The sequence below is a fragment of the Streptomyces sp. NBC_00086 genome (assembly GCF_026343255.1).
Classification (GTDB): Bacteria; Actinomycetota; Actinomycetes; order Streptomycetales; family Streptomycetaceae; genus Streptomyces.
This window is the reverse complement of the sequence record NZ_JAPELZ010000001.1, coordinates 72,834-97,652: the sequence shown is the minus strand read 5'-3', so window position 1 is coordinate 97,652 and position 24,819 is coordinate 72,834. Positions and strand designations below refer to the sequence as shown.

25 protein-coding genes and 1 pseudogene are annotated in these 24,819 nt (G+C 70.7%); 13 read left to right on the top strand and 13 right to left on the bottom strand.

Annotated features, from left to right (window positions below; genetic code table 11):
- Positions 1-4: 4 nt before the first annotated feature.
- The gene (locus tag OG276_RS00425; protein ID WP_266901498.1) at positions 5-1,039 is read right to left on the bottom strand and encodes an aldo/keto reductase; all 1,035 of its coding nucleotides are present in this window, start codon (positions 1,037-1,039) and stop codon (positions 5-7) included.
- Positions 1,040-1,144: 105 nt separating this feature from the next.
- On the opposite strand from OG276_RS00425, the gene OG276_RS00420 reads away from it, so the two are divergent.
- The 3 genes from OG276_RS00420 (at position 1,145) to OG276_RS00410 (ending at position 4,839) form a co-directional block, all read left to right on the top strand.
- On the top strand, positions 1,145-1,810 hold the full coding sequence (locus OG276_RS00420) for a TetR/AcrR family transcriptional regulator (RefSeq protein ID WP_266901496.1): 666 nt from the start codon (positions 1,145-1,147) through the stop codon (positions 1,808-1,810).
- 239 nt (positions 1,811-2,049) lie between these two features.
- Positions 2,050-2,781 (top strand): hypothetical protein, encoded by a 732-nt coding sequence (locus OG276_RS00415; protein ID WP_266901494.1) that lies wholly within the window; start codon positions 2,050-2,052, stop codon positions 2,779-2,781.
- Between the two features lie 105 nt (positions 2,782-2,886).
- Positions 2,887-4,839 (top strand): DUF2264 domain-containing protein, encoded by a 1,953-nt coding sequence (locus tag OG276_RS00410; RefSeq protein ID WP_266901492.1) that lies wholly within the window; start codon positions 2,887-2,889, stop codon positions 4,837-4,839.
- A gap of 32 nt (positions 4,840-4,871) precedes the next feature.
- Here OG276_RS00410 and OG276_RS00405 read toward each other — a convergent pair whose 3' ends face one another.
- From OG276_RS00405 to OG276_RS00390, 4 genes are all read right to left on the bottom strand, one after another.
- Positions 4,872-6,287 carry an amidase gene (locus OG276_RS00405; RefSeq protein ID WP_266901490.1) on the bottom strand — a complete coding sequence of 472 codons (1,416 nt, stop codon included), beginning with the start codon at positions 6,285-6,287 and terminating at the stop codon, positions 4,872-4,874.
- A 245-nt stretch (positions 6,288-6,532) separates the two neighbouring features.
- Positions 6,533-7,702, bottom strand: coding sequence for an agmatine deiminase family protein (locus OG276_RS00400; RefSeq protein WP_266901488.1), 1,170 nt, complete (start codon positions 7,700-7,702; stop codon positions 6,533-6,535).
- A 167-nt stretch (positions 7,703-7,869) separates the two neighbouring features.
- Complete coding sequence (locus OG276_RS00395; protein WP_266901486.1) at positions 7,870-9,039, bottom strand: agmatine/peptidylarginine deiminase; 1,170 nt, start codon at positions 9,037-9,039, stop codon at positions 7,870-7,872.
- Between the two features lie 50 nt (positions 9,040-9,089).
- A complete protein-coding gene (locus OG276_RS00390) occupies positions 9,090-10,541 on the bottom strand; it encodes a cytosine permease (RefSeq protein WP_266901484.1) in 1,452 nt (483 codons plus the stop codon).
- Between the two features lie 539 nt (positions 10,542-11,080).
- On the opposite strand from OG276_RS00390, the gene OG276_RS00385 reads away from it, so the two are divergent.
- Positions 11,081-11,743: a deoxynucleoside kinase gene (locus OG276_RS00385; RefSeq protein WP_266901482.1), complete on the top strand. Its 663-nt coding sequence runs from the start codon at positions 11,081-11,083 to the stop codon at positions 11,741-11,743.
- A 170-nt stretch (positions 11,744-11,913) separates the two neighbouring features.
- Here the strand turns inward: OG276_RS00385 and OG276_RS00380 are convergent, their stop codons facing one another.
- The 3 genes from OG276_RS00380 to OG276_RS00370 form a co-directional block, all read right to left on the bottom strand.
- Positions 11,914-12,192 (bottom strand): hypothetical protein, encoded by a 279-nt coding sequence (locus OG276_RS00380; RefSeq protein WP_266901480.1) that lies wholly within the window; start codon positions 12,190-12,192, stop codon positions 11,914-11,916.
- Positions 12,193-12,404: 212 nt separating this feature from the next.
- The gene (locus OG276_RS00375; RefSeq protein ID WP_266901478.1) at positions 12,405-12,629 is read right to left on the bottom strand and encodes a hypothetical protein; all 225 of its coding nucleotides are present in this window, start codon (positions 12,627-12,629) and stop codon (positions 12,405-12,407) included.
- 174 nt (positions 12,630-12,803) lie between these two features.
- Positions 12,804-12,968, bottom strand: a complete 165-nt coding sequence (locus tag OG276_RS00370) for a hypothetical protein (protein ID WP_266901476.1) — start codon at positions 12,966-12,968, stop codon at positions 12,804-12,806.
- 360 nt (positions 12,969-13,328) lie between these two features.
- Here OG276_RS00370 and OG276_RS00365 point away from each other — a divergent pair, with 360 nt between their 5' ends.
- Positions 13,329-14,363, top strand: coding sequence for a questin oxidase family protein (locus OG276_RS00365; protein ID WP_266901474.1), 1,035 nt, complete (start codon positions 13,329-13,331; stop codon positions 14,361-14,363).
- Here the strand turns inward: OG276_RS00365 and OG276_RS00360 are convergent.
- On the bottom strand, positions 14,360-14,524 hold the full coding sequence (locus OG276_RS00360) for a hypothetical protein (RefSeq protein ID WP_266901472.1): 165 nt from the start codon (positions 14,522-14,524) through the stop codon (positions 14,360-14,362). The two genes, OG276_RS00365 and OG276_RS00360, sit on opposite strands and share 4 nt — an antisense overlap.
- A gap of 149 nt (positions 14,525-14,673) precedes the next feature.
- On the opposite strand from OG276_RS00360, the gene OG276_RS00355 reads away from it, so the two are divergent.
- From OG276_RS00355 to OG276_RS00340, 4 genes and pseudogenes are all read left to right on the top strand, one after another.
- Positions 14,674-14,829: a hypothetical protein gene (locus tag OG276_RS00355; protein WP_266901470.1), complete on the top strand. Its 156-nt coding sequence runs from the start codon at positions 14,674-14,676 to the stop codon at positions 14,827-14,829.
- A gap of 223 nt (positions 14,830-15,052) precedes the next feature.
- Positions 15,053-16,549 (top strand): UDP-N-acetylmuramoyl-L-alanyl-D-glutamate--2,6-diaminopimelate ligase, encoded by a 1,497-nt coding sequence (locus OG276_RS00350; RefSeq protein WP_266912431.1) that lies wholly within the window; start codon positions 15,053-15,055, stop codon positions 16,547-16,549.
- A gap of 308 nt (positions 16,550-16,857) precedes the next feature.
- Positions 16,858-17,409: pseudogene (locus OG276_RS00345) on the top strand (carbohydrate binding domain-containing protein); the annotation flags it as partial.
- A gap of 102 nt (positions 17,410-17,511) precedes the next feature.
- Positions 17,512-18,570, top strand: coding sequence for a chitinase (locus tag OG276_RS00340; RefSeq protein ID WP_266912429.1), 1,059 nt, complete (start codon positions 17,512-17,514; stop codon positions 18,568-18,570).
- 88 nt (positions 18,571-18,658) lie between these two features.
- Here OG276_RS00340 and OG276_RS00335 read toward each other — a convergent pair whose 3' ends face one another.
- Entirely contained in the window at positions 18,659-20,008 is a 1,350-nt protein-coding gene (locus OG276_RS00335; RefSeq protein WP_266901468.1) for an amidohydrolase family protein, read from the bottom strand.
- A 410-nt stretch (positions 20,009-20,418) separates the two neighbouring features.
- Between OG276_RS00335 and OG276_RS00330 the strand changes: the two genes are divergently transcribed.
- Both OG276_RS00330 and OG276_RS00325 read left to right on the top strand, forming a co-directional pair.
- Complete coding sequence (locus tag OG276_RS00330; RefSeq protein ID WP_266901466.1) at positions 20,419-21,003, top strand: DUF2975 domain-containing protein; 585 nt, start codon at positions 20,419-20,421, stop codon at positions 21,001-21,003.
- A complete protein-coding gene (locus OG276_RS00325) occupies positions 21,003-21,236 on the top strand; it encodes a helix-turn-helix transcriptional regulator (RefSeq protein ID WP_266901464.1) in 234 nt (77 codons plus the stop codon). The genes OG276_RS00330 and OG276_RS00325 overlap by 1 nt, the downstream gene beginning before the upstream one ends.
- A gap of 10 nt (positions 21,237-21,246) precedes the next feature.
- On the opposite strand, the gene OG276_RS00320 is transcribed toward OG276_RS00325, so the two are convergent.
- Together OG276_RS00320 and OG276_RS00315 are read right to left on the bottom strand one after the other, a co-directional pair.
- A complete protein-coding gene (locus OG276_RS00320; RefSeq protein WP_266901462.1) occupies positions 21,247-21,969 on the bottom strand; it encodes an alpha/beta hydrolase in 723 nt (240 codons plus the stop codon).
- Positions 21,970-22,169: 200 nt separating this feature from the next.
- On the bottom strand, positions 22,170-22,628 hold the full coding sequence (locus OG276_RS00315; RefSeq protein WP_266901460.1) for a GNAT family N-acetyltransferase: 459 nt from the start codon (positions 22,626-22,628) through the stop codon (positions 22,170-22,172).
- Between the two features lie 218 nt (positions 22,629-22,846).
- Between OG276_RS00315 and OG276_RS00310 the strand changes: the two genes are divergently transcribed.
- Positions 22,847-23,287 (top strand): hypothetical protein, encoded by a 441-nt coding sequence (locus OG276_RS00310; protein ID WP_266901458.1) that lies wholly within the window; start codon positions 22,847-22,849, stop codon positions 23,285-23,287.
- A 317-nt stretch (positions 23,288-23,604) separates the two neighbouring features.
- On the top strand, positions 23,605-23,946 hold the full coding sequence (locus OG276_RS00305) for a HopJ type III effector protein (protein ID WP_266901456.1): 342 nt from the start codon (positions 23,605-23,607) through the stop codon (positions 23,944-23,946).
- 133 nt (positions 23,947-24,079) lie between these two features.
- Here OG276_RS00305 and OG276_RS00300 read toward each other — a convergent pair whose 3' ends face one another.
- Positions 24,080-24,523 (bottom strand): IPT/TIG domain-containing protein, encoded by a 444-nt coding sequence (locus tag OG276_RS00300; protein WP_266901454.1) that lies wholly within the window; start codon positions 24,521-24,523, stop codon positions 24,080-24,082.
- Positions 24,524-24,819 lie beyond the last annotated feature (296 nt).

Genomic DNA, 24,819 nt, shown 5'->3' with positions numbered 1-24,819 from the left:
CCCCTCAGACCGCCGGAGGGTTGAGGCGGGCGAACCCCTCCTGCCGGTGGTACGGGAAGTAGGGGTACGGGGCCGTGCGGCTGCTCGCCGCGTCGAGCTTCGCCATCTGCTCCGGGGTGAGCGTCCAGCCCACCGCGCCGAGGTTCTGGAGCAGTTGCTCCTCGTTGCGGGCGCCGATGATGACGGAGGACACGGTCGGCCGCTGGAGCAGCCACCGCAGGGCGATCTGGGGGACGGCCCTGCCCGTCTCCTCGGCGATCTCGTCCAGCGCGTCGATCACGCGGTAGAGGTACTCGTCCTCGACCGGCGGGCCGTAGTCGGCGGTGTCGTGCAGCCTGCTGCCGGCGGGCAGCGGCTGACCGCGGCGGATCCTGCCCGTGAGCCGGCCCCAGCCGAGCGGGCTCCAGACGATCGCGCCCAGCCCCTGGTCGAGGCCGAGCGGCATGAGCTCCCATTCGTAGTCGCGGCCGACGAGGGAGTAGTGGACCTGATGGGCGACGTAGCGCGGGCGGCCGTGCAGGTCGGCCGCGGCGAGGGACTTCATCGCCTGCCATCCGGAGAAGTTGGAGATGCCGGTGTAGCGGATCTTCCCCGCCCGGACCAGGTCGTCCAGCGTGGACAGCACCTCCTCGACGGGAGTGCCGGCGTCGAAGGCGTGCAGCTGGAAGAGGTCGATGCGGTCGGTGTCCAGGCGGCGCAGCGCGTCGTCCACCGAGGTGATCAGGCGGGACCGGGAGGTCCCCGCCCCGCCCGGGCCGTCTCCCATGGGCAGCCCGGCCTTGGTGGAGATGAGCACCTGGTCCCGGCGCCCCTTGAGGGCGGCTCCCAGGACCTCCTCCGAGGCGCCCGCGGAGTAGACGTCGGCAGTGTCGAACATCGTGACCCCGGCGTCGATGCAGATGTCCACGAGCCGGCGCGCCTGCTGTACCCCGGTGTCGCCCCAGGCGCCGAAGAGCGGTCCCTGCCCGCCGAAGGTGCCCGCTCCGAAGCTCAGTTCCGGGACCACGAGTCCGGACGCTCCCAGCCGCCTGTATTCCATGACGCATCCCCTCATCACCCACGGCTCCATCTAATGGGGCTGCGGTTCCGTTAAGATGGCCCGAGCGTAGCAAGTCTCGACAGTTAATGGAACTGGAGTCCCGTTATGGAGTTCGCCGAAGCCGGACCGGACAGCGCCGCCGAACCGGGGTCGGGTCCGGGCGCAGGGCCCGGGCCGGGGAGTGCGCGGCCCGGAGGGCGTACGGCGCGGGTCCGGGAGGCGGTGCTCCGGGCCGCCGAGGACGTCCTGGCCGAGCGGGGTTTCGCCCACCTGGACCTCGCCGACGTCGCGCGGCGCGCGGACGTCGGGAAGACCACCGTCTACCGCCGGTGGGGCACCGTCGCCGGTCTCATGTCCGACCTGCTGCTGGACATGGCGCAGCAGTCCCTTCCCCGGGCCGATACGGGCTCGCTCCTCGGAGACCTGACGGCCAACGCCCGGCTGGTGTGCCGGACACTGGCCGACGCCCGCCAAGGAGCCCTGTTCAAGGCGGTGATCGCGGCCGCCACCAGCGACCCCGAGGCGGCCCGGTCACTGCACGGCTTCTACGCCGTCCGCGTCGAGGAGTGGGCACCGTGCGTCCGGGAGGCCGTGGCCCGCGGCGAAGTGCCCGAGGGCACCGACCCGCACGAGGTGATCCGCGCGGTGTCCGCCCCCCTCTACTACCGCCTCCTGACCACGGCCCTCCCGCTCGACGAGGCCGCGGCCGACCGCTCGGCCGCCGCCGCGGCGGCCGCCGCCCGCGCGGGGGCGTACGTACGGGAGGGGTAGCCGAAAGTGCGAGGGAGCGCGCGAAGGCGGGCATCACGGCCCGGGGCGGGTTATGGGTAGATTGCCGGATGCCGGGAAAGTGCTCGACATCGGCGCACCGCCGCATAGAGTCCCAGCTCAGGAAGCAAGTTCCCGCAGCTGCGGGAACGAACCGGGGGCCGCTGGGCCCGGCCCCCTCGAAGGTGCTCGGTCACAATGAAGTGCCGGGCGGTGTGGTGGCCGAGAACGGAGAGGATCTGATGAGCGGGGCCGACGAGGGACGGCAGTGGCCGGACGAGGTCAGTGTCGACAACGCGAGGACGACGCTCCTGCAGCTCCTCGCACGAGCAGGGGTCCCTGCCGGCGACGCGCGCGAACTGATCGGTCTGCTGGAGGCGGGCACGCTCGCGCTCGCGCACGAGGAACTGAGCACCGGGGACCGGAGCGCACCGGGGGACAAGGGCGAGCCGTACGAGTCGGGATGGCTCGACGGCGCCGGAGACCTCCTGGCGGAACTGGGCGCCGTCACCGAGCGGACGCTGCTGCGCGTGGTGAGCCCGGACGGGGAAGAGGACGCGGCCGGACAGCGTCCGCGGGCCAGGCGCATGGAGGTGGAGCGGGCGCAAGTGGCGCTCACGCCCCTGTACCTGACGTTCACCGAGGTCTCGGAGCTGGATCCGGAGGCGACCGAAGAGGTGCTCACCGCCGTCCTCGCCACAATGAGCACGAGGCAGCGGGCCCGCTACGCGGGGCGGCTGACGGAGTTCACCGAAGCCCACCAAGACCGGCTGGGGCGGCTGTTCACGAGGTTCGGAGCCGGCAGCGCCATCACGGTGCACGGCCGCTTCTCGCTCGTCCACTCCGCCACGAGCATCGCGGTACTGGAGCGGCTCCTCGCCGAGCCGCAGGCGCTGCGGGAGGCATGGGACACGGCGGAGCTGCCGCCGGCGTGGCTGGACGGGCTGACGACGGCCTGGGAGGCCTCGGCCTGAAGGCGTCCGACCCCCGCTCGGCCGTTTCGCCCCGCCCTGATCCGCTCTCTCGAACCGCTGATCCGCTCCCTTGACCCGCCGGGGTCATTCGATCAAGATCCCCGCATGACCCTTCCAGGACTGCCCCGCGAAGACCGCGTGTTGAGCCCGTACACCGGCTACACGCGCGCGCATTGGGAGGCGGTGGCCGACGGGCTGCTGCGCGCGGCCTGGCGGTGGGCCACGCCGCGCGGGGCCCTGCTCGACCTGCCGGGACCGCCGTCCGCCTCCGGGGTGCGCTCCGACGGGCTCGAAGGGTACGCACGGACCTTCCTGGCGGCGGCGTTCCGCGTGTCCGGGGCCGGGGGAGCGGACCCGTACGGCTGGCTGGAGCGGTACGCCGACGGCCTGGCGGTGGGAACCCGGACGCCCGGCCGCGACGATGCGGAGTCCTGGCCGGTCATCCGCGACATCCACGCGGGCGGCCAGCCGATGGTCGAGTCGGCCTCGGTGGCCCTCGGGCTCCGGCTGACCCGGCCGTGGCTGTGGGACCGCCTCGACAGCGCGGTGCAGGACCGGACGGAGGAGTGGTTGCGCGGCGCCCTGCGCCATGTGCCCGCTCCCAACAACTGGTACCTCTTCCCGTACACCGTGGCCGGATTCCTGGAATCCGTGGGCCGCGGCGATGCCGAGACGGCCAGGGTGCGCAGCCGCGCCCTCGACCTCCTGGAGGGCTGGTACGCCGGCCAGGGCTGGTACGCCGACGGCGAAGGCCGCGCCTTCGACCACTACAACGGATGGGCGCTGCACCTGTATCCGGTGCTCGACGGCCACCTCGGCGACTCGCCGGACCGGCCGGACCGGGCGGACCGGCAGTCGGCCCCGCACGGTGACCGGCTGCGGGCCCACCTGGACGGCTTCTCCCTCCTCTTCGGGGCGGACGGGGCACCGATCCACTTCGGGCGCTCCCTCACCTACCGCTTCGCCGCCGCGTCCGCAGTCGGCCTCGGAGCCGTCACCGGCCACACCCCGCTCGCCCCCGGCACCTCACGCCGTTTGATCAGCGGATCGCTGCGCTACTTCCTCGACCGGGGCGCCGTCGGCGCCGACGGCCTGCTGGGCCTCGGCTGGCACGGCCCGCACGCGGCGACCCTGCAGGGCTATTCCGGGCCGGCCTCGCCCTACTGGGCCTCGAAGGCCTTCGTCTGCCTGCTCGCCCCGGCGACGCACCCCCTGTGGACGGCCACGGAGGAGCCCGCGCCCAGTGAGGGACCCGACCGGGTGTGCGCCCTGTCCGCGCCCGGGCTGCTGATCCAGAGCACCCGCGCCGACGGGATCGTACGACTGCACAACCACGGGAGCGACCACGTCGGGCCGGATCAGCCGGAAGCGGCCCGCGACGAGGACCCGCTCTACTCCCGCCAGGCCTACTCCACCCGCAGCGGCCCCACCGCGGGCGCCAACACCCCGGACAACCACCTCGCCGTGGTCGTGGCGGGCGCCCGCAGTGTCCGGCGGCGCATCCACCCGCTGGGTACCGGCGAGGGCAACGGCTGGGGCTGGGCCGCGTCCTGGCACCGGCCGGTCTTCCCGGGAGGCGCGCCCACGGTGCCGGGCCTGCGCGTGGAGAGCGTCACCTTCGTCCGCGGCCGGCACGAACTGCGCGTGCACCGGGTGTACGGAGCCCCGTACGGAGCCCGCGTGGAACAGACGGGCTGGGCCACGGGGCCGGAGGAGCCGCTGCGCTCGGAGCTCCACCCGGTGCACGGCTGGGAGGCGCTGGACGAGGCGAGGGCGCCGGCCGGGACCGCCTTCACCCGGTGGGCGAGCATGCCCCGCCTGACCGCCGAGGCCGGGGGGACGGGCCCGTACGCGGCGCTGGCCGTGCTCAGCGGAACCGGAACCGGCACCGGCACCGGCACCGGCGATCCGGATCCCGGGCCGATCGCAGAGGCGCTCACCCGGGTGACGGCGGACCAGGGATCCATCGAGGTGCGCTGGGCCGACGACGGATCGCTGACCCGGATCGCCTTCGAGCCCCTGCGCGTGGAGCACGGGCCACCGGCCACCGAGCGGTAGCCGCGAACCCCGTACGCCTCCCGCCGGCTACGTCACTGGTCCTGAACGCGCCGGAACGGCCGGTCGGCCTCCAGCTCGAAGGCGAGCTCCAGCAGCTTGCGCTCACCACCGGGACGGGCGGCGAACATGACGCCGACGGGCAGCCCGTCCGGGGTCGCGGTCGCGGCGGGCACCGAGATCGACGGCGTGCCGACGACGTTGTCGACCGGAGTGAAGGCCACGTACGCGAGGATCCGCTCGATCAGCTTCGCGTAGGGAACGGTCGGACTGAGGTGGCCGATCGGCGGCGTGGTGTGGGCGAGCACCGGCGACATCACGAGGTCGAGCCCGCGGAAGGACGCCGCGTAGGCCTCCTTCGTACGCTTCAGCCGCCGCAGCACGCCGGGGGTCCGCCGCCAGTTCCGCAGGTACTCCTCGCGCAGCCCCTGGCTGAGGCCGTCCATGCGGCGCCGGTCGAAGTCCGCGCCGAGGGTCCGGCCCGTCACGCCGAGGAGGAAGGACAGCATCCCCCAGTACGTGAGGAAGTCGTCGGTGAAACTCGGATCCATGCCCAACTCCACCGGCTCCACGGTGTGTCCGAGCCGTGCGAGCGTCTCGGCGGTCTCCGTGACGGCCGCCCGGGTGGAGGCGTCGGAGTGCACGCCGTTCGGCGAATCCAGCACGAACCCGATGCGCAGCCGTCGCGCCGAGGGGCCTTCGACCAGGCCTACGGGCGGCAGTCCGGGGCTCCGCCGGTACGTTTCCGCGGCGGCGAGGAACGCGGCGGCATCGCGCACGGAACGGCTCACGACCCCGTCGGAGATGATGTCGAGCGGCAGTTGGCGGCCCAGGGCACTGGCCACGACGCGTCCGCGGGACGGCTTGAGGCCGACGAGCCCACAGCAGGCCGCGGGTATGCGGATCGAGCCGCCTCCGTCGTTCGCGTGCGCGATCGGCACGGCGCCGGCCGCGACCAGCGCCGCGCTGCCGCCCGACGAACCGCCCGCCGAGTAGCCCGTGTGCCAGGGGTTGCGCACCGGCTCCGCGCCGTCGTACTCGGTGGTCGGGCTGAACCCGAACTCGGGCAGCCGGGTCTTGCCCAGGACCGTGACGCCGCTGCTCAGGAGCTGCCGGGTGAACGGCGCGTGCTGCCGGGCGGCCCTCGGCCGGAAGGCCGCGCTGCCGTGGCCCGTGGGCAGCCCCTGGTAATCGGTGTTGTCCTTGACGAAGGTCGGCACCCCGGCGAAGGCACCGCCCGCCCCGGCGGCGGGCGCCGGGCTGTCGACGTGCACCTGGACCGCGCCCAGCCGCGCGTCGACCGCCCGCACCCGCTTCGCGGCGTCCCGGGCGGCCTCGGCGGGGGAGACCTCGCCCCGCCGGATCGCCGCGGCGAGACCGACGGCGTCGTGCTCTCCCAGGGCGTCGTCCCGGAACGCGTGCACGATGGTCGGTTCGTCGAAAGTCGTCACCGCTGCCTCAGCCTCCGCTGTGTTGATGGTCGTCCGCCATCATGGCTTACCGGCAGGTAACACGCGAGGATTTCGCAGGCCATTCGATACCGCGGTGAGACACCGAACAGGCCTGCTTCAGGCCGACTTGACCCTGTTCCGCCGGTGGAAGGAGCACCACGGGCAGCAGGGCCCGCGTACGCCGACCCGCGGCCCGCCACGGCCATGACCACGGAGTCGAACGTACGCGGGCCCCTCCCGCGGGCTTAGGCGAAGGGCGGCACGACCGGCTGCGACTGGGTGGCGCAGTGGATTCCGCCGCCACCGGAGGCGATGTTGTCGATGTTGAGCTGGACGATGTTCCGGCTGGGATAGGCGGACTGCAGGATGGTGTAGGCCAGGCCGTCGGCATAGCCGTCACCGAACTGCGGGGCGATGACGGCGCCGTTGACCGTGTAGTAGTTGGTGTAGCTCGACAGGAAGTCGTTGCCTTGCCCGCGGATGGCGCTGCGGTCCGGACCGGGGAGTTCGGTGATGGCCAGCGCGCGCCCCTGGGCGTCGGTGGCGCTCCGCAGGATCCGCGCGGTCTCCTCGTAGACGGCGATCCACTTGCTGTCGGCGCCGCGGCCGGGCTTGTCCAGGATGACCTTGCCGGGCGCGGTGAAGCGGGCGAGGCAGTCGATGTGGCAGTCGGTGATGTCCTGGCCGGCCAGGCCCGGGACCCAGATCACCTTGTCGATGCCGAGCGCCGCCTTCATCGCCTGCTCGACCTGGTCCTGCGACTTGCCCGGATTGCGGTTGCTGTTGACCATCGAGCTCACCGTGGCCAGCAAGGTGCCCTGGCCGTCGGTCTCCAGCGAGCCGCCCTCGCCCACGAACGACGCCTGGATCCGGTTCACCCCGTACTGGCCGAGGAGCGTCTCGGCGGCCGCGGCGTCGTTGGCGAAGGGCTGGGCGTACGAGGTGCCGGCCTTCCCCCATCCGTTGAAGTTGGTGTCCACCCCGGCGATCGCTCCGGGGCCCACGACGAAGGTGGGGCCGAAGTCCCGGATCCACAGGTCGTCGTTGGCGATCTCGATGACGTCTATGCCGTAGTAGGCGCCGCTTCCGCACAGGTACCGGGCATCCGCGGCCTGACCGTAGCGGGCCAGCATCACGACGGGCTCGTAGCGTGAGATCGCGTACGCCACCTTCGCGATGTCCCTGCGCACCGCGCCGAGGCTGTTGCCCCACACGGAGGAAAGCGCCGGCCAGGCCATGAAGGTACGGACGTGCCGGCCCTCTTCCGCAGGCATCCGCAGCACGGTGGAGCCGCCGGCGGCCGTGGCCGCCCGGGCGACCGCCGGCAGAGCGGATCCGAAGGCCGCGAGCGGCAGGGCCGCAGCACCGAACTGGAGCAGCCTGCGTCGGGACGTGGCTGAGGTGTTGTTGTTCATGGGACTCCGTAGTGAACAAAATAAAGAGAGGCGCGTCTTGTATCGCGGACTGAACTGAAAATTCAGTCAATAGATCTCTGGCTCGGTCTGCATATGACTGAAAATTCAGTCAGTTGGCACGTCGGAGAGGGCCGGCCCGGGCCTCGAAAGTGACCCGGGCCGGTTGCTCAGCGGTTGGGTTCCTGCATCGTGACGCAGTGTGCGCCACCGCCGCCGTTGCCGTAGAGGTTGTCGAGGTTGAGCTGGACGACGGGCCTGCCATAAGCGGCCGCGATGGCCGACTTGGCCGCGGCGTCCTTGGCGGTGTCGCCGAACTGGGTCGTGATCACCGCTTGGTTGGTCACGGTCCAGTTCATGTAGGAGCTGAGGAAGTCGCTCCGCTTGCCGGCCGATATGCGGGGCAGGACGTCGGGGCCCTCGATGGTGAGGACCTGCAGCCGGCGTCCTCGCGCGTCGGTCGCGTTCACCAGGACGTCGTGGATGGCCTGGGCGTTCCGGGTCCAGACGGCCGGCCGTACGGCGCCGTTCAGCTGCACCATCACCACGCCGGGCTTGATGTAGCGGGCGGTGCCGTCGATGTGGCCGTCGGTGACGTCCTGACCGGTGACGCCGGGCAGCCAGATCATCTTCGTGGCGCCGAACCGGGACAGCAGCTCGGCCTCGATCTGGCTGCGCGTCTTGCCGGGATTGCGGTTGCTGTTCACCCAGCAGCTCTCGGTCGCCATCAGCGTGCCGTCGCCGTCGTACTCCACACCGCCGCCTTCGCCGACCACGGACGTCTTGGCGAACGCGACGCCCGTGTAGGCGGCGAGCTTCTGCGCGACGACACGGTCCTTGTTGTAGGCGGAGGCGGGGATGCCGTAGAAGGTCGTGGCGTTCTCGCCCCAGGCGTTGAAGTTCAGGCCGACGGAGTCCAGGCCGCCGGCGCCGTCGACGCGGAACAGCGGGCCGGTGTCCCGCATCCAGCAGTCCGAGACGGGAACCGAGCTGATCACGGTGACGGTGGACCCGCACATGCTGCGGGCCTGCGATGCGGCCGACGAACCGTCCGCGCACATCGTGACCGGCTCGTACTTGGCGATCTCCTTGGCGAGCTTGGCGATGTCGGTCTGGATCTTGGAAAGCGAGCTGCCCCAGATCGTGTAGCTGGACGGCCATGCCATCCAGGTCCGCTTGTGCGACGTCTCTTCCCCGGGCACGCGCCAGGCCGCGGCCTGGGCCGGCTGGATGCCGCCGAGTACGGGCCCCACCGCCAGTCCGGCAGCGACGGCTCCGGTTCGGGCGAGGAGGGTTCTGCGGCTCATGCCCGCTGTGTTGCCGTTGTGCTCTGTCTTCACGTGGTGCTCCTTGTCTCGGAGGTTCGTTCTGTCGGTGCGGGGCGGGGTGCTCAGTGGGGTGGCGCCAGCAGCCCCTCCTCCCTGACCATCCGGCGTTCGGTGGCCAGATCGAGACTCCGGGCGAACGCCCAGTAGAGGAGGCCGGCCACCGGCAGGCCGACGGCGATCGAGCAGTCCACGCCTCCGAGCAGCTCCGCGACGGGACCGACGTAGAGGCCGGTGATGACCATGAACGGCGCCATGCAGGCGAGACCGATGCCGTAGGCGAGATTTCCCCGCCAGCCCCATCGGCCGTATATGCCGTGCGGGTTGAAGATCTCCTTGACGACGTACTGGCCGCGCCGGACGAAGAAGTAGTCGACCAGGTTGATGGCCGTCCAGGGGATGAACAGGTAGGTCAGCACCACGACCACGTTGGCGAAGAACCAGTTGAACTGGTCGATGCCGACGAGGGTGGAGACCGTTCCGACGGCCACGAGCATGATCCCGATCGTCGCGACCCGGAGGGTCCGCGTCGGCTTGACCGGCCGGAACGAGTCCAGGATCGAGATCATGGTCAGGCTGCCGCCGTACTGGTTGATCGCCATGATGGAGAGCAGGCCGACCAGCAGGACGATGACGGCGATCGTGCCGAATCCACTGAACAACCGGTCAGCCGACATCTTCAGGGCGGTCACCGGATCCGTCCCCTTGGGCGCGGCGGCCGATACCACGGCACCGAGGATGAACACCCAGATCCCGGAGACGGCGCTGGGCAGGTAGGTCCACCAGAAGGTGCTGCGCACGGGGACGTCGGGTCTGAGGTAGCGCGAGTAGTCCGAGACGTAGGGCGCCCAGCCCAGCTGGAAGCCGGCTACGAAGACGAAGACGAGCATGAACGGGGCGAGGTCGAAGGGGCCCGCGTCCCAAACGCCGTCCGGTAGCCCTCCACCGAACAGGGCGGACACGGTGACTGCCGCGGTGACCACGACGAAGGGCCAGGTGAGCCACCTGTTCAGGCGGTGGATCCACTGGTACCCGAACAGGGCGATCACGGTCGCCACCGCGGCAGCCAGCAGATAGCCGACTCCGTTGGGAACTCCGGTGAGCAAGTTCATGGCCTGGCCGGACAGCAGGGCATCGGAGGTGTTGAAGGCGATGTAGTTGACGAGGGCGAACACCCACACCGTGACCGCGGCGCCCAGGTAGCCGAACTGCGCCCTCGATTGGACCAGTTGAGGCAGTCCCAGTTGGGGGCCCTGGGCCGAGTGGAACGCCATGAAGAACGTCCCGAAGAGCGATCCGAGGACCGTGGCGACCACGGTCCAGACGAGCGAAGCCCCCATGGACAGCGTCACGACGCCGGTCGCCAGGCCGGTGAGGTTGAGGCTGCCGACGAACCAGATGGCCCCGACGCTCGAGGGTTTGCCATGTCGTTCGGAGAGGGGCACCCAGTCGATCGAGTGCTGTTCGATGCCCGCAGGAGATGCGGAGTCGTGCGTGGGTGGGGCAACTGGGGCCATTGGGGCTCCTGTACGCGGGGGCTTGCATGAAGCCGTCAGCGGCCCTGACCTTCCAGGGCCGAGCGGGGTGCGCTCACACTAGGGACTGACGGAAATTTCAGTCAATGCCTTTGACGGGCCGATCTGGCGGAGGTTTCGCCGGGGGATATGGCTGTGCCCGGGCGCTGCGCACGCGGGGAGGGAGACCTCCTCTGCCCTGTGGTGACGGCGGCGGAGGGCGAGGTGGGGTGGGGGGACGGCGCCCTGGGCGGCGTAAGGCGGGGCGTCATTTATGCTTCAAGGCGGCCGCGGGTGGTGGCTCGTGGCCGTACGCGGCACCTGCGGAACGGGCCGGTCAGGCCGGTCGAGGAGTGTGTCCGTGTCCGGATGTCGATGTATCGACGTATCGACCCGAACCGGGACCGCGTGACGCTGATCGAGAAGATCATGAAGATCGCGAAGTTCACGGGGAATCGAGCGACCGCCGACACGCGTCCGAGTGGGGTGGGGCGCCCGGCCCACGCGCCCGCGAACAGAAGACCCCCAGGGAGAAGTGAGGTATGCCAGTGATCTGCGTCGGAGGCATGATCGGAATCGGCAAGACGAGCGTCGCCGAGCTGCTCGCGAAGGAGCTCGGCAGCGAGGTCTTCTACGAGAGCGTGGAAGACAATCCGATCCTTCCGCTCTTCTACACGTCGAGCCCCGAGGAGATCCAGGCGAAGCGCTACCCCTTCCTCCTGCAGCTCTACTTCCTGCAGACGCGGTTCGCCGCGATCAAGGAGGCGTACAAGCAGGGCGACAACGTCCTGGACCGGTCCATCTACGAGGACTGGTACTTCGCCAAGGTCAATCACGACCTGGGCCGGATCAGCTCCCTCGAGATGCGGGTGTACGAGGGCCTGCTGAACGAGATGATGCGCGAGATCGACGGCCTGCCGTACCGCAAGGCTCCCGACCTCATGGTCTACCTCAAGGCGGACTTCGAGACGGTCCTGCACCGCATCGGACTGCGGGGCCGAGACTTCGAGCAGGACGAGAGCCTCGTCGAGTACTACCGGACGCTGTGGTCCGGCTACGACGACTGGGTGCACAAGCACTACTCGGCCAGCGAGGTCCTGGTCATCGACATGAACCACACGGACGTGGTGCACGACCCGGACGATGCGGCCCGCGTGGTGCGCGAGGTCAAGGACGCCCTGGCGGCGGGCCGCCTGCGAGCCTGACGCCGAGGTCTCGCGATTCATCCCTCATTCGGCTGAATAGGTGCAAAGCGGAAGCCGGCTGCTTCCTCATGCCTCGGTGATCCGCCACGTCGTGATCATGGCGGGCCGGCCGGCACGGCGCCCCCGCCGCCCCCACCCCTCGCGGGTGGGGGCCTTTGCTCTGTCTCACATCAGACGGGCGGGTGGCCGCTGCCCGTGAAGGCGACATCGCCCCGCTTCCTGCTGGGGCCGTCGCTGGTCCTGACGGACCCTTCCTTGCCGTCCGGCATGCACAGGATGGCCACGCGAGCGTTCTGCAGCTCCCACTCGAGCCCGGGCTCGTCGGCAGTGAGGGAGCCGAACCATTCCTTGACCTGCGTTTCGTCGCCGAAGATGGAGATTCGGGCGTAGACGGCCCGTTCGGTCCCGTCGATCACCAGTACCGCGTCGCTCTCGAATTGTCTCGGCATGCCGTCAGTGTGCACCCGGGCGGCGAAAGAACTGGCCTTGTGCCGAGGCCGGGGACTTCGATGACCTGTAGCCGGGCCTGTCACGCGATCCGGAATCTCCCCTGTCACATGCCTACCGGCTTGCCCAAGCCCGTGCATATGGTGTGGCTCCGGACCATCCCGGGCACGTCGCCCTCCCGGCTCCCCACGGGAGGGCTGCCGCGCGCCCGGCGTCAGGTGGCGGCGGTCCACACCTCGGGTCCGCCGCCTTCCCAGCGGATCGGTCCGTCCTCGCTGAGGTCGACATCCTCGAGGCCGGCCCGGCGGAGGAACTCGGACACGTCTGCCGGGTCGTACGCCCGGCCGAGGTCGGCGTCGACGCCGAGGCGGTGGGCGGTCACCTTCCGGCCGCCCTGCGGTGACACGGGATGAATGACGATCTCTGTACGGTCCGGCATGCCTCCAGCGTGCGCGCGGCCGGCCCGTGCGGCATCCCGGAGACACCCCGTTGTCAGTGCCCGCCGCTAGCCTGTTCCGTATCCCATTCAAGGGTTGAGGCGGGCTGCCTCGCTGCACGATTCCGCCCCCACCGGACCCCACGCGGGGACAGCGCCCGGTGGGGCGGAAGTGCGTCAGGCCGCCGACTCGACCTCGGCCCGGATCGCCACGGCCCACTCTTCGAGGAGCTCCTGATACCGCTCCGTCCCCGCGCCACCCGCGGCGACGAGCGCCCGGATCTCGACGTTGACCTCGGCCGCAGGGCGTGCGCCACCAGGGTCGGGTGGGTTGGGGGACATGTCGCACAGGATATCGGGCGCCCGTCAGCCCACCGTAAGATCGCCCGCACCATTCGGACCGTCGTGCCCGACATCCCCGGCCTCGTCAACCCGTCCTGGCGAAAGGCGAGTCCACGCTGAGCGCCCTCGTCGGGATGCCTGGCCGGGCCGGCGGCCTCCGCCGTACCCCTCCTGGGTGACCCTGAGGCTGCGCACCCGCCTCGCCGACCGGATCAAGGCGGGCTCCCGCACCGCACTCGGGCGGCTTGGTGGTCTTCCAGTCTGCCTCGCAGGACGAACTCACTGCGGCGGGAGACCTAGGCCGCGACTTAGGTCTTCGGCCCGTTACGCGCTCGTAGCTGCGGACTTACGGTCGTCGTCATGGATACGACAGGCATTCTCGACGAGGCGCTTCAGCGCTTGCACGGTTCGGGCCCCGAGCGGCTCGGGCGGCTGACCAACCACGCGCCGATGGCCGTTGAGGCCCTTTCCGTTCGCGGGCAGGCCGGCACGGTGCACCGCTGGCTCGATCTGTACGCGAGCAGGCTGGAGGAGTTCCCGACGCGCGTCGAGCCGGTCACGGCCGCCAACTGGCATGTCGCGCTGGGTGATCCGCGCCGCGCCGCCGACTGGATCGACTTCTTCGAGCGTGAGATCACCGACCGCCCCTGGCGCGATGTGCTGGCGCAGTGGTGGCCGCGTCTCCTCCCCGGCATGTACGGCGGCTCGACGCATCCGCTGATCCGGGTGGGCCACGCGGTGCGCACCCTGCTCGCGGGTGAACACACCGCACCACGTCTGGCCGAACTCGCGCACGGTCTCGGCTACTGGGCCGCCCGCCACCACCCCGTCGCGGACCTCGCCCGACTGCCCGGAGCGGGTGGCGACGGCGCGGCCGTCGCCCTCGACGCGGTACGACCCATCACCGAACGGGACGGCAGCTTCCCCGACCGCCTCCGTCGCGTCACGGGCCTGCCGATGTGGGCGGCCACGATCACGGACCCCACATCCGTCCCCGACCCCGACCAGGCGCGCCTGCACCTCGTCGACCTGGTGCGGGCGGCGACCCACCGCTACGCCACCCATGGCCACGGCGAGGAAACCATGCTGGTCCACGCCGCCACGGCCCCCAACGCCGTGCTGCGCACCCTGCCCGCCCTACCGCCCGCCCTGTGGGCACCCAGCCTGCGAGCAGCCTGGACGGCCTCCGCAGCCGTCACCGCGATGTACGCCCCCGACGCCCCGGTCGCCTTCACCCCGCCGGGCACCTTCACCTCCGAGGAGGTCTTCGAACGGGCCCTGGCACACGGAGACGAACACGTCATCAAACTGACCGACACGGCACTCGACATCGGCGACGGACCAGCCCTCGCGGCAGCCCTGCGCTCCATGGAACTGACCGAACCGCTGCGTTAGCCCGCCCCGCCACCCGATCGCGCGGCCGTACGCGCGAGCAGGGCGGGCACCTCGAACCGGGTGGTGATCATGGAGCCGGGGCAGCGGTACGCGGCCGCGATCGACGTGTGCAGGTTCCCGGGCCGGAAGCGGCCGGGTCGATCGAAGGACAGGCTGTGCATCCGAGTCCTCCCGGGAGCTCGTCTCCGATGATCTGATGCGCGTCACGCCCCTGCGGTTGCAGGACGGCGGAGCCCCGACCGGCGCGGATGTCCTCGACCTGCGGGCGGACGCGGCGTACGGACCGGGCGGGCGCACGTACACTCGGCCCATGAGCCGCACACGACGTGTCACGGGGAAGTGCCTGCCGCAGGCCGCCCCTGGCGCGCGTGCGGCCTCCGCGGTCCGGACGGGTATCAGCCCGCGGACCGCTGCCGACGGCAAGGCCCCCACGGTCGGCCGCGGCGTCCTGCACGGCCACGGCTAGCGCTTTCCCACCGCGCCCGGGCCCAGTCCTTCCCGCCGCACCATCCTCGGCGACGGGCTCTGCCCCGGTACCCCGGCCCGATCATCGCGTCGGGCCCGGCCCTGTTGCCCCGAGGGCGACGCATCGCCCTCCCCGTCCCACCACCGCAGTACCGACGCCCCGTCGGCGCTGCCACCAGGCTAGGGCCGTGCGCCGGGCCGTAGCCGCCTCCGAAGGGACCACCGTGAAGTTGAGCGGGTTGCTGACCGGCCATGATCACCACGTCATCCAGGGCGACACCGAGTCGACGGGGATCACGGCGGGCACCACCTTCGACGTCGACCGCGTGGTGCCGGGCTCGCTCTTCATCGCGGTACCCGGCCACCGCGGCGGCGGCCCCGCAGCCATCGGCGCGGCGCTCGCGCGCGGGGCGGTGGGGGTGCTGGTCGACGAGGCGGGGGCCGCCGCGGCGCCCCCCGGGCGAGAGCTGCTGCCGGCGGTGTGCCTCGTACGGGTCCCCGACACCCGCAAGGCGGCCGCCGTGGTCTCCGCCCGCTACTTCGGTGAGCCGGGCCGGCACATGGACATGGTCGCGGTCACCGGGACCAACGGGAAGACCTCCATCTCCTACATGGTCGAGTCGCTCCTCAAGATCTCCGAGGGCGCCTCGGTGGGCGTGATCGGGACGGCGGGCAGCCGGATCGGCGACGAGGTGATCCCGATGCCGCCCTCGGCGCTGACCACACCGGAATCGCCCGATCTGCAGTACCTCCTGGGCCGCATGCGGGACCAGGGCACCGGCAGCGTGGTGCTGGAAGCCACCTCGATGGCCCTGCAGACGTACCGGATGGACCGGACGTTCGTCGACGTCGGCGTCTTCACCAACCTGACCCAGGACCACCTGGACGACCACGGCACGATGGCCCACTACACGGACGCCAAGATGCGGCTGTTCCAAGGGCTGTGCCGGCACGCCGTGGTCAACGTGGACGACGCCGTGGGCGCCGGGATCCCCACGATGATGCCGGGCGCGGTGACGACGTACGGCCTCGACGAAGAGGCCGACTTCCGGGCCACGGACCTGATCGCGGACGCCTCCGGCACGCGGTTCACGCTGCACCACGCCGGCCGTGAGTACCAGGCCTCGATCCCGGTCCCGGGCCGGTTCTCCGTGTCCAACGCGCTGGCGGCCCTGGCGGCCTGCCGGGTCCTGGGGCACGACCTGGAGGGACTGGTCGCCGCGCTCGCCCAGATGCCGCCCGTACCGGGCCGGTTCGAGCGCTTCGTCACCCCCGCCGGCACCTCGGTGATCGTGGACTACGCGCACTCGCCCGACTCCCTCGACAAGGTCCTCACCGCCATCCGGGGCTTCGCCCGCGGTCGCGTCATCACGGTCTTCGGGTGCGGTGGTGACCGCGACACCACCAAGCGCGCGGAGATGGGCCGCATCGCCGGCACCCACTCCGACCTGTGCGTCCTCACCTCGGACAACCCCCGTACCGAGAACCCCGAGGCGATCCTGGACCAGATCGCAGCCGGCATCGAGAGCACCGGCACACCGTACGAGCGCTCCGCCGACCGGCGTCAAGCCATCGCCTTCGCACTGTCCGCGGCCCGGCCCGAAGACATCGTCCTGATCGCGGGGAAGGGCAGCGAACCGCACCAGATCGTGGGCGAGGAACTGCTCCCGTTCAGCGACATGGCGACCGTACGCGACCTCGCCTCCCGCCTGCTTCCCTGAGGTCACCACCGGGATCGGGCCTCCGGGCGGCCCCGGTCCGCGGGGCGTCGGCGCGTGCGAGCCGCGACCGTGGGCGCGGGGTCGGTCGGACTCGCCTCGTGGGCAGTGGGGTTGGGCGCTCGCTCGGTCCGGGGCCCGGATCGCGTCCCCGCCGGACGAGTCATACGGCGGTTATTGGTCCAGACCTATTGACCGGCCGTGTCGTTGCTCCTACGATCCGGTCCGGCACAGCCCCACCTGTCCCCACCTCACCCAGAGCCGGGCGTCGCGCCCCCACGCGTCGGTCATGCCCATGGCGCTCTGCGGGAATGGAGCGCACCATGTTCCGTCGGAGATCACGTACTTCGCGCCTGTCGGCTGACACCGGCCCTCGTGCGGACCGGACCAGCGGCGCCCAACGCGGACCGACCGTCCTGAACCGCTCCCTCGCCGGGGTGAGCGCCGCCGCCGTCATCGGCGCGGGCCTCGCCGTGGCCGGAACCGTCACCGCCGGAGCCGCCGCGGCCGGGGCCGAGGCCGCCAACCTGGTGGTCAACTCCGGATTCGAGAACGGGCTCTCCTCCTGGACCTGCTCCGGGGGCTCCGGCGTCGCCGTCACCAGTCCGGTCCGTTCCGGCGCCTCCGCGCTCAAGGCCACGCCGACCGGCCAGGACAACGCCCAGTGCGTCCAGACCATCAGCGTGCAGCCCAACTCCCAGTACACGCTGAGCGCTTACGTCCAGGGCAGCTACGTCTACCTGGGCGCCACCGGCACCGGGATCACCGGCACCCCGTCCACCTGGACGCCGAACAGCCCGTCGTACGGTCAGCTCAGCGTCGGCTTCACCACCGGGCCGAGCACCACCTCGGTGACCGTCTACCTGCACGGCTGGTACGGCCAGCCCGCGTACTACGCGGACGACGTATCGCTCGCCGGCCCCGGCGGCAGCAGCCCCTCGCCGACCACGCCGCCGCCGACCACCGTGCCGCCGACCACCGCCCCGCCGACGACCGCGCCCCCGACGACTGCCCCGCCGACCACGGCGCCCCCGACCACCGCGCCTCCGACCACCGCCCCTCCCGGCGAGACCTGCCCCACGAAGCCCAAGCCGTCGGGCAAGGTCCTGCAGGGCTACTGGGAGAACTGGGACGGCGCCGCGAACGGCGTCCACCCCGGCATGGGCTGGGTCCCCATCACGGACAGCCGGATCGCCGCGCACGGCTACAACGTCATCAACGCCGCCTTCCCGGTGATCCTCTCGGACGGCACCGCCCTGTGGCAGGACGGCATGGACGCCGGCGTCAAGGTCGCGACGCCGGCCGAAATGTGCCAGGCCAAGGCGGCCGGCGCGACGATCCTGATGTCGATCGGCGGGGCCACCGCGGGCATCGACCTGAACTCCAGCACCGTCGCCGACAAGTTCGTGGCGACCGTCGTCCCGATCCTCAAGAAGTACAACTTCGACGGAATCGACATCGACATCGAGACCGGCCTGACCGGAAGCGGCAACATCAACACGCCGTCCGCCTCGCAGGCCAACCTGATCCGCATCATCGACGGCGTACTGGCCCAGATGCCCGCGGGCTTCGGACTGACGATGGCCCCCGAAACCGCGTACGTGACCGGCGGAAGCGTCACCTACGGGTCGATCTGGGGCTCCTACCTGCCGATCATCAAGAAGTACGCCGACAACGGCCGGCTGTGGTGGCTGAACATGCAGTACTACAACGGCAGCATGTACGGCTGCTCCGGTGACTCCTACCAGGCAGGCACCGTCCAGGGGTTCACCGCCCAGACCACGTGCCTGAACAACGGCCTGACCATCCAGGGCACCACCATCAAGGTGCCGTACGACAAGCAGGTGCCCGGCCTGCCGGCCCAGCCCGGTGCGGGCGGCGGCCACATGGCGCCGAGCCTGGTCAGCCAGTTGTGGAACGCCTTCGGCGGTTCCCTGAAGGGCCTCATGACGTGGTCCATCAACTGGGACGGCTCGAAGGGCTGGACCTTCGGCGACAACGTCAAGTCCCTCCAGGGCCGTTGATCACGCCCCCTGACCTTCGCGGGGAGATGCGGCATTGAGCGGGCACTGCCCCCGGGAGCGCTCATCGCTCCCGGGGGCAGTGCCCGGTTCAGGAGGCGGAGCGCAAGCGGCCGGCCGCGGATTCCGCCTCCCGTACGACGCGGTCGGTGTCGACGTCGACGAGACGGCCGTCGAGTTTGAGGGGACGGCCGTCCACGAAGACCGCGCGGACGTTCTCCGGGCGGCCGTTGAAGACGATCTGGTTGATCCAGTCGAACCGCGGCGCGAAGTTGAGAGCTGCGGGGCTGATCACGATGACGTCGGCGCGTTTGCCGGGGTTCAGGGATCCCACCGTGCCGTCCATGCCGATCGCCTCGGCGCCGCCGAGCGTGGCGAGCCGTAGGACGTCGTGCACCTGGGGGAACACCGAGGTCTCCAGTGAGCGTGCGCGCTGGAGACCGATGGCCGTCTTCATGAGCGCGAAGAAGTCAGAGGAGTCGTTGGTGCCGCCGTCCTGGCCGAGCCCTGCCTTGATGCCGCGCCGGCCGAGGTCGGGCAGCCGCATGATTCCCGAGCCGAGGCGCATGTTGCTGAGCGGGCAGTGGGCGACCCGTACGTCGTGCGCGGCGATCGCGGCGATCTCGTCGTCGGTGAGATGGATCGCATGGTTCATGAGCAGCCGTGGCCCCAGCGCACCGATGTCCGTGAGGGTGCCGATCGGATCGTCCGCGCGCTGCTCGGACCGTTCGAGGACATGGCTGTTGAGCATGACTCCGAGATCCCGCGCGATCTCCCAGTGCAGCCGGTTGAGGCCCCTGATGGCCCGTGCCGCGTGGGTGGCGACCTGCGCCGAGGCGAGGGGGAGCGGGTCGATGAGCTCCTTCTTCGTCCGGGTGATCAGCGAGGCGTCCCGCTCGCCCTGGAACATCGCGTAGGTGAAGCGCACGCCCGCGCCGGCCAGGGCCCGTACGTACTGGACCGTCGTGTCGTACGGGAGGGCGTCCACCCAGTCCACGAGCGTGGTCACCCCGGACTGCACGGAGTCGAGGGCGCCGAGGCGGACGAAGCGGTACATGTCCGCGGGCGTGATCCGGGAGAACGTCGCCCGGTTGCAGTCGGCCAGCCACCCGAAGAGGTCGCGGTCCGCGCAGCCGCCGCGCATCGAGGACTGCCACAGGTGGGTGTGCACGTCGACGAACCCCGGCATCACCAGCTGGCCGGAGGCATCGATCACGTGCGTGCCGGGTGGGGCGGACAACCGCTTCCCCACGGCCGCGATGACACCGTCCCGCATGAGGACGTCGGCGCCCTCGACGGTACCCAGGGGGCCGTCGCCGAGGGCGGGGTCCATGGTGAGCACGAGGGCGGCGTTCCTGAGCAGGACGGCCCGGCCCGCGGGTGCTCCCGCTTGCGGCCGGCTCCTCCCCGCGCCCAGGACGAGCGGAGCGGCCGCGGCCATTGCGAGGCCGCCCAGGATCCGGCGACGACTGGGTGCCGCTGCCTTCGGCGTAGGGACACGGGCTTCCGATAAGGGGGTCGAGGGGGGTTCGGGACACTCGCTGATCGGGTTCATGGCGTGTGGCCTCCCAACGAAACGAGGGTGGGATCGGCCTTCCCCGCGCTGACGGATGGTCAGGTGCGGCAGGGGAGGCTTGCTTGAATCGTCCATCGTGTCGACGCCATTTCGATAGAGGTGCGTCAACATTTTGTAGAAGTTGCATCCGCGGCCCAGCCCGCACCCGTGGGCGCGGGCTGGGCCTGTGCCCCCCCTTGCCGTGGATCGCCGCCACTCCGACCGTCAGTGACTTGTCGATTATCGATATGGTCCTCTAGTCTGAGGCGTATCGACAATCGATAGGGGGGAATGCGGTGAACACGCGTTTCACGAAGATCCTGGCTTCGCTGACCTTTGCACTGGCGATGCTCTGGGGGCTCAGCTTCATCGGCACGGCCGTCACGCACATGCTCGACGACGGGGCGGTCTGTGTGAAAACAGGCCTCTGGGCCAATGCCACGCTGGCGGACGGCTTGCCGATCGGCCAGGGCGTGGAAGCATCCAGCAGCACCACGCGCCTCTGCCAGAACAGCCCCTCCACGGCACAGCGCGCCGCCGATCTAGGGGGCCAACTGCCCTGGATGCTGTTCGCCTCCCTCGCGCTGCTGCTCTTCTCCCGGCTGCTCGATGCCGTCGTGTCACAAGGGCCGTTCACCGACAAGGTGGCGCGACGGCTCACCGTTCTCGGCTGGTTCGTCACCGTCGGCACACCGCTCGCGGGCCTCGTCGCAGGCTGGTCGCAGTCCTGGCTGGTCGCCAGCATGGTGCCCATCGAGAGCTCCGGGCCGACGGTCTCCGAGCCCCAGGTGCTCATCCTCGCCGGCCTTGCCGCTGTCATCATGGGGAAGATCATGCGCGAGGGCGTGCGCATGCGAGAGGACCTCGAAGGGACCATCTGATGTCCGAAGAGGAACTCCACTCGATCCGGATCCACCTCGACCGGGTCCTCGCCGAGCGAGGCATGACGCTCACCGAACTGTCCGCACAGGTGGGCATCACCGTCGTCAACCTGTCCGTGCTCAAGAACGGTCGGGCCAAGGCCATCCGCTTCTCCACGCTGTCCAGGATCTGCGACGTCCTCCAGTGCCAGCCGGGAGACCTGATCACCCACGACCCCGCCGACCCGGCCTGACGGTCCGGTGTCACGTCAGGTGCCGGCCGAAGAACCGGGCACCGTCCTCCACTTCGAACCACGGGGTGCCGACGTGCCCGCCCAAGTTGGCGTGCAGCGTCTTCTCCTTGCTGCCGAAGGCGTCGAACAGGTCCAGGGCGCGCTGCCGGGGATTCCCCTCGTCGTCCCATTGCAGCAGCAACAGCAGCGGGATGGTGATCTGCCGGGCCTCTTCGCGCTGGGCTGGGGGCACGAACCCCCCGGCGAAGAAGCCGGCGGCAGCGATGCGGGGCTCGACCGCCGCCAAGTGGATGCCGACGGCGGTCCACCCGGAGTACCCCACCGGGCCGCCGATCTCCGGCAGCGCCAGGAGGGCGTCCAGAGTGGTCCGCCATTCCGGGACCGCCCTCTCGACCAGAGAACCGACCAAGGTCTCGAAGATCTCGTCGGTCGGTCGGCCGTCCTGCATCGCCCGGCGGAGTTCGTCGCGGGCCCGCTCGTCGGCGGCGGAACGGGGCCGGTCACCGCAGCCGGCGGCATCGATGGTGGCCACGGCGTAGCCGGACGCCGCGGAGTGCCGGGCCCGGGCCACCAGCCGGGGCTGGTTCTTGGGCAGGCCGTTGTTGTGGGCCATCAGGATCAGCGGGGCCGGTGCGGCGGATCCGGGCGTCCACAGGGTGCCGGGGATCTCGCCGAGGGTGAACTCGCGCTCGACGACGCCGGTGTCGAGGCGCTGTTCGGAAATGAAGTGCACGATCGTGCCTTTCGGGAGTGCTCAGATCGGCGCTCCCGGACGACCTATCGCCCGACCGTGACCCCGGAGGGGAGCACCCATGTCGATACTGCGTTCACGGGTACCACCTCCTCGATCTCTCGCACGGCCTCCGGGAGGCTAGCAGCGGTTCCCATAGTCCGACAACGGACTTTCCCGGCGGCTCCGTGGACGGATCGCCCTTACGGCAGCTCGTGGATGAAGTGGTGGTGCGGGCCGATGCCGGGGACGGTGTACCGGTCGCCGACGGGGGTGAAGTCGTGGTGTTCGTAGAAGCCGGCCGCGGCGAGTCGGCCACTGCACCAGACGAGCCGGCCGCCGCGCGCGGCGCACGCGTCGAGGCCCGCGCGTAGGACGGCCTTGCCGAAGCCCTGCCCGCGTACGTCCGGGTCACTGGCAAGCTTGCGCAGCCTCCACACCCCCTCGGTCGCGAAGGCCGCCAGTGCGGGGGTGTCGGGCAGGGGTTCGGTGCTGAAGGTGGCGCAGGCCCCGAGGCCACCGCTGTCGGCGCGGGCCGCGAGATGAAAGGTGTCCGGCAGCAGGTCGACCTCGGTGAGCGCGCTCGCCCGGGGCTGCCCCGGCCGCAGGACCCGCTGGCGAAGGTCCAGGATCTCTTCGACCGGGACGAAGGTGACGAACACGGTGTACCTCTCCTGACAGGGCTCGCGGTGCTCCGGCCCACCGGGTGTTGTCCCACGACCTTTGCCGGGAAGGCGGCCCGGACGCGGCCGACGCGCCGGCGTCATCCTCGGCGTCGGGCACGTTCACGGCACCGTGGAACCCGTCGCCCCACCGGTCTGACCCGACGCCGCCGGGGACCTGGTGCACGGGGTGGCGGCCGGGCAGGTACTTTGCTCGGGTGAGTCTCCTTGATGATGTGGCAGAACGTGACGGCTGGCAGTGCTGGGTGTGCGACGAAGCGGTGGATCCCGACGAGTCGGTGAACGACCCGCGGGGGCCCAGTGTCGACAGCCGGACGGCCGACCGGAAGGCCAAGATCGCCGAGCGGCTCGCGCACCGCGGGTGCAACAGCCGCAAGGGTGCGGTCAAGGTGGTCATCGCCTGGCCGGAGCGCTTGTACGTGGTCGAGCCCGCCCCGCTGATCGCTGTGGCCGAGAGGCTGGAGCGCAAGGGCGGCCGCGAGATGGTGGGTCGCTGCCCGACCAAGAAGGACGCCCAAGAGACGGCTGATTGGCTGGTGGACCGCTTTTCCCGGCTGGTACCGGGGCTGCCGGTGACCGCCGACATCCAGGCCGGCGGCGGCCAGTTCCTCGTCGTCCTGGCCACCGGTCGCCGCTGACCGGGGACCATCCGCGCACACTCCCGCCGAGGCGGAGACCGTCCGGACGCGCGAGTTCGGACGGTACGGGCGTGTGCGAGCCGGGCCGAAGCGGTGGGACCGTGACTCCGGCCAGGTGGCCGTGCCGCTGGACGCTCCGCCCCAGCCGGCGCTGACCGGAACCGGATCTCGGCCGGTCGCACCGACGCACAGCGTGACCTGCGCAGATGCCGCTCGTTCGGACGTGCCGCGCGATTCCTACCGGCTGAGCACAGGGGGGTATTGTCGTCCGGTCGCGGACGGCAATCGGGTCGTCCGCTCACGTCAGGGGAGCCGACATGACTGATCTGAACTCGCTGCGGGCGAGCCTTGCGTCAGGTGAGCACGAGTTCGCCGACACCTTGTCCTTCGTCGCCGCGCATTACGAGTACCAGCCGCAGGCGTTCCGCAACGGGGACCTGGACAATGCCGCGGGCGAGAACGAAGGGTCCTGCAAGACGCTGGGACTGGCCCTGCTGGAAGGGCTGAGCGACCAAGAGGCGCTGCTGGCATTCGGTGAGTACTACCGCAGCGTGCTGGCGACGCCGGACGGCACTGATCACGGCAACATTCGCAACCTCCTGGCCCACGGCCTGGGAGGCGTGAGCTTCGCCGGGAACCCGCTGGCCCGCAAGAGCTGAACGGCGATATCCGGGCGAGCGCCATCCGCCCCGACCGCGCCTTCTCCGGCGCGCGGCTTTCCGAGGCGTGCGCCGCGCTGCCGGAGGCGAAACCGACGCCCCGCCGTCCGCGGTCTGAGGGGAGAGGCGGGCCTCAGTCGAGGTAGGTGTAGCCGAGCGGATTGCTGAGCCGCCCGCAGTCGGTGCCCGCGTAGACGGAGACGGTGGCGGCCGTGGGCCACGGGGGTGCGATGGCGACGATGGAGGTGTCACTGAGCACCACCACGTCCGAAGCCTCCTGCCCGGTGAAGCATCCGTCGGCCCCCAGGGTGCCGAAGAACACCCGTGTATAGGTGCTGAGGTCGGAACCGCTCAACGTCACCTGATTGCCGCCGCTCCGAGGGCCGGCATCCGGCTGAACCGCGACGAGCTGCCCCTGCGGAACCCCGTCCGGGGAACCGGGCCGACTGAAGGGCACCCCGGCCGCACAGTGCCCGGGCCCAGCGGCCTCGGCCCGCGGTGCGGAGTGACCCAGCGGCAGGTTGCACAGGAACACCGCTGTGAGGAGGAAGCCGATCCGGCGCTGGGTACGCGTCATGGCGAAGAAGCCTTCCGACGAAGCGGGAGAAACCGGGGCATCCGGGCCGCCCCATCATGACGAGGCGGTGCTGCGCGAATCCAGCACAAACGCCTGATGTCGCGGATGGCCGAGGCAGCCCTGGCCATTTGGCCGAGGCCCCTCACCCGGAGGTCCGGCACGCTGGAGGGTCCAGCCGATCGGGATGAACATCGCTCCCGATCCGGCTCCCGTTCTCGCTCCCCGGCTCGTGTCGATCGCAGGACGGACGTCCCGTGACTCCGAGGTGTCCCCGCCGGTCTCCTTCGGAACCCCAC

Excerpts from the sequence above, each read along its gene's own strand:
- OG276_RS00425 (WP_266901498.1), bottom strand. The coding sequence starts at position 1,039 with ATGGAATACAGGCGGCTGGGAGCGTCCGGACTCGTGGTCCCGGAACTG.
- OG276_RS00420 (WP_266901496.1), top strand. The coding sequence starts at position 1,145 with ATGGAGTTCGCCGAAGCCGGACCGGACAGCGCCGCCGAACCGGGGTCG.
- OG276_RS00415 (WP_266901494.1), top strand. The coding sequence starts at position 2,050 with ATGAGCGGGGCCGACGAGGGACGGCAGTGGCCGGACGAGGTCAGTGTC.
- OG276_RS00410 (WP_266901492.1), top strand. The coding sequence starts at position 2,887 with ATGACCCTTCCAGGACTGCCCCGCGAAGACCGCGTGTTGAGCCCGTAC.
- OG276_RS00400 (WP_266901488.1), bottom strand. The coding sequence starts at position 7,702 with ATGAACAACAACACCTCAGCCACGTCCCGACGCAGGCTGCTCCAGTTC.
- OG276_RS00390 (WP_266901484.1), bottom strand. The coding sequence starts at position 10,541 with ATGGCCCCAGTTGCCCCACCCACGCACGACTCCGCATCTCCTGCGGGC.
- OG276_RS00385 (WP_266901482.1), top strand. The coding sequence starts at position 11,081 with ATGCCAGTGATCTGCGTCGGAGGCATGATCGGAATCGGCAAGACGAGC.
- OG276_RS00380 (WP_266901480.1), bottom strand. The coding sequence starts at position 12,192 with ATGCCGAGACAATTCGAGAGCGACGCGGTACTGGTGATCGACGGGACC.
- OG276_RS00375 (WP_266901478.1), bottom strand. The coding sequence starts at position 12,629 with ATGCCGGACCGTACAGAGATCGTCATTCATCCCGTGTCACCGCAGGGC.
- OG276_RS00370 (WP_266901476.1), bottom strand. The coding sequence starts at position 12,968 with ATGTCCCCCAACCCACCCGACCCTGGTGGCGCACGCCCTGCGGCCGAG.
- OG276_RS00365 (WP_266901474.1), top strand. The coding sequence starts at position 13,329 with ATGGATACGACAGGCATTCTCGACGAGGCGCTTCAGCGCTTGCACGGT.
- OG276_RS00360 (WP_266901472.1), bottom strand. The coding sequence starts at position 14,524 with ATGCACAGCCTGTCCTTCGATCGACCCGGCCGCTTCCGGCCCGGGAAC.
- OG276_RS00355 (WP_266901470.1), top strand. The coding sequence starts at position 14,674 with ATGAGCCGCACACGACGTGTCACGGGGAAGTGCCTGCCGCAGGCCGCC.
- OG276_RS00335 (WP_266901468.1), bottom strand. The coding sequence starts at position 20,008 with ATGGCCGCGGCCGCTCCGCTCGTCCTGGGCGCGGGGAGGAGCCGGCCG.
- OG276_RS00325 (WP_266901464.1), top strand. The coding sequence starts at position 21,003 with ATGTCCGAAGAGGAACTCCACTCGATCCGGATCCACCTCGACCGGGTC.
- OG276_RS00305 (WP_266901456.1), top strand. The coding sequence starts at position 23,605 with ATGACTGATCTGAACTCGCTGCGGGCGAGCCTTGCGTCAGGTGAGCAC.
- OG276_RS00300 (WP_266901454.1), bottom strand. The coding sequence starts at position 24,523 with ATGACGCGTACCCAGCGCCGGATCGGCTTCCTCCTCACAGCGGTGTTC.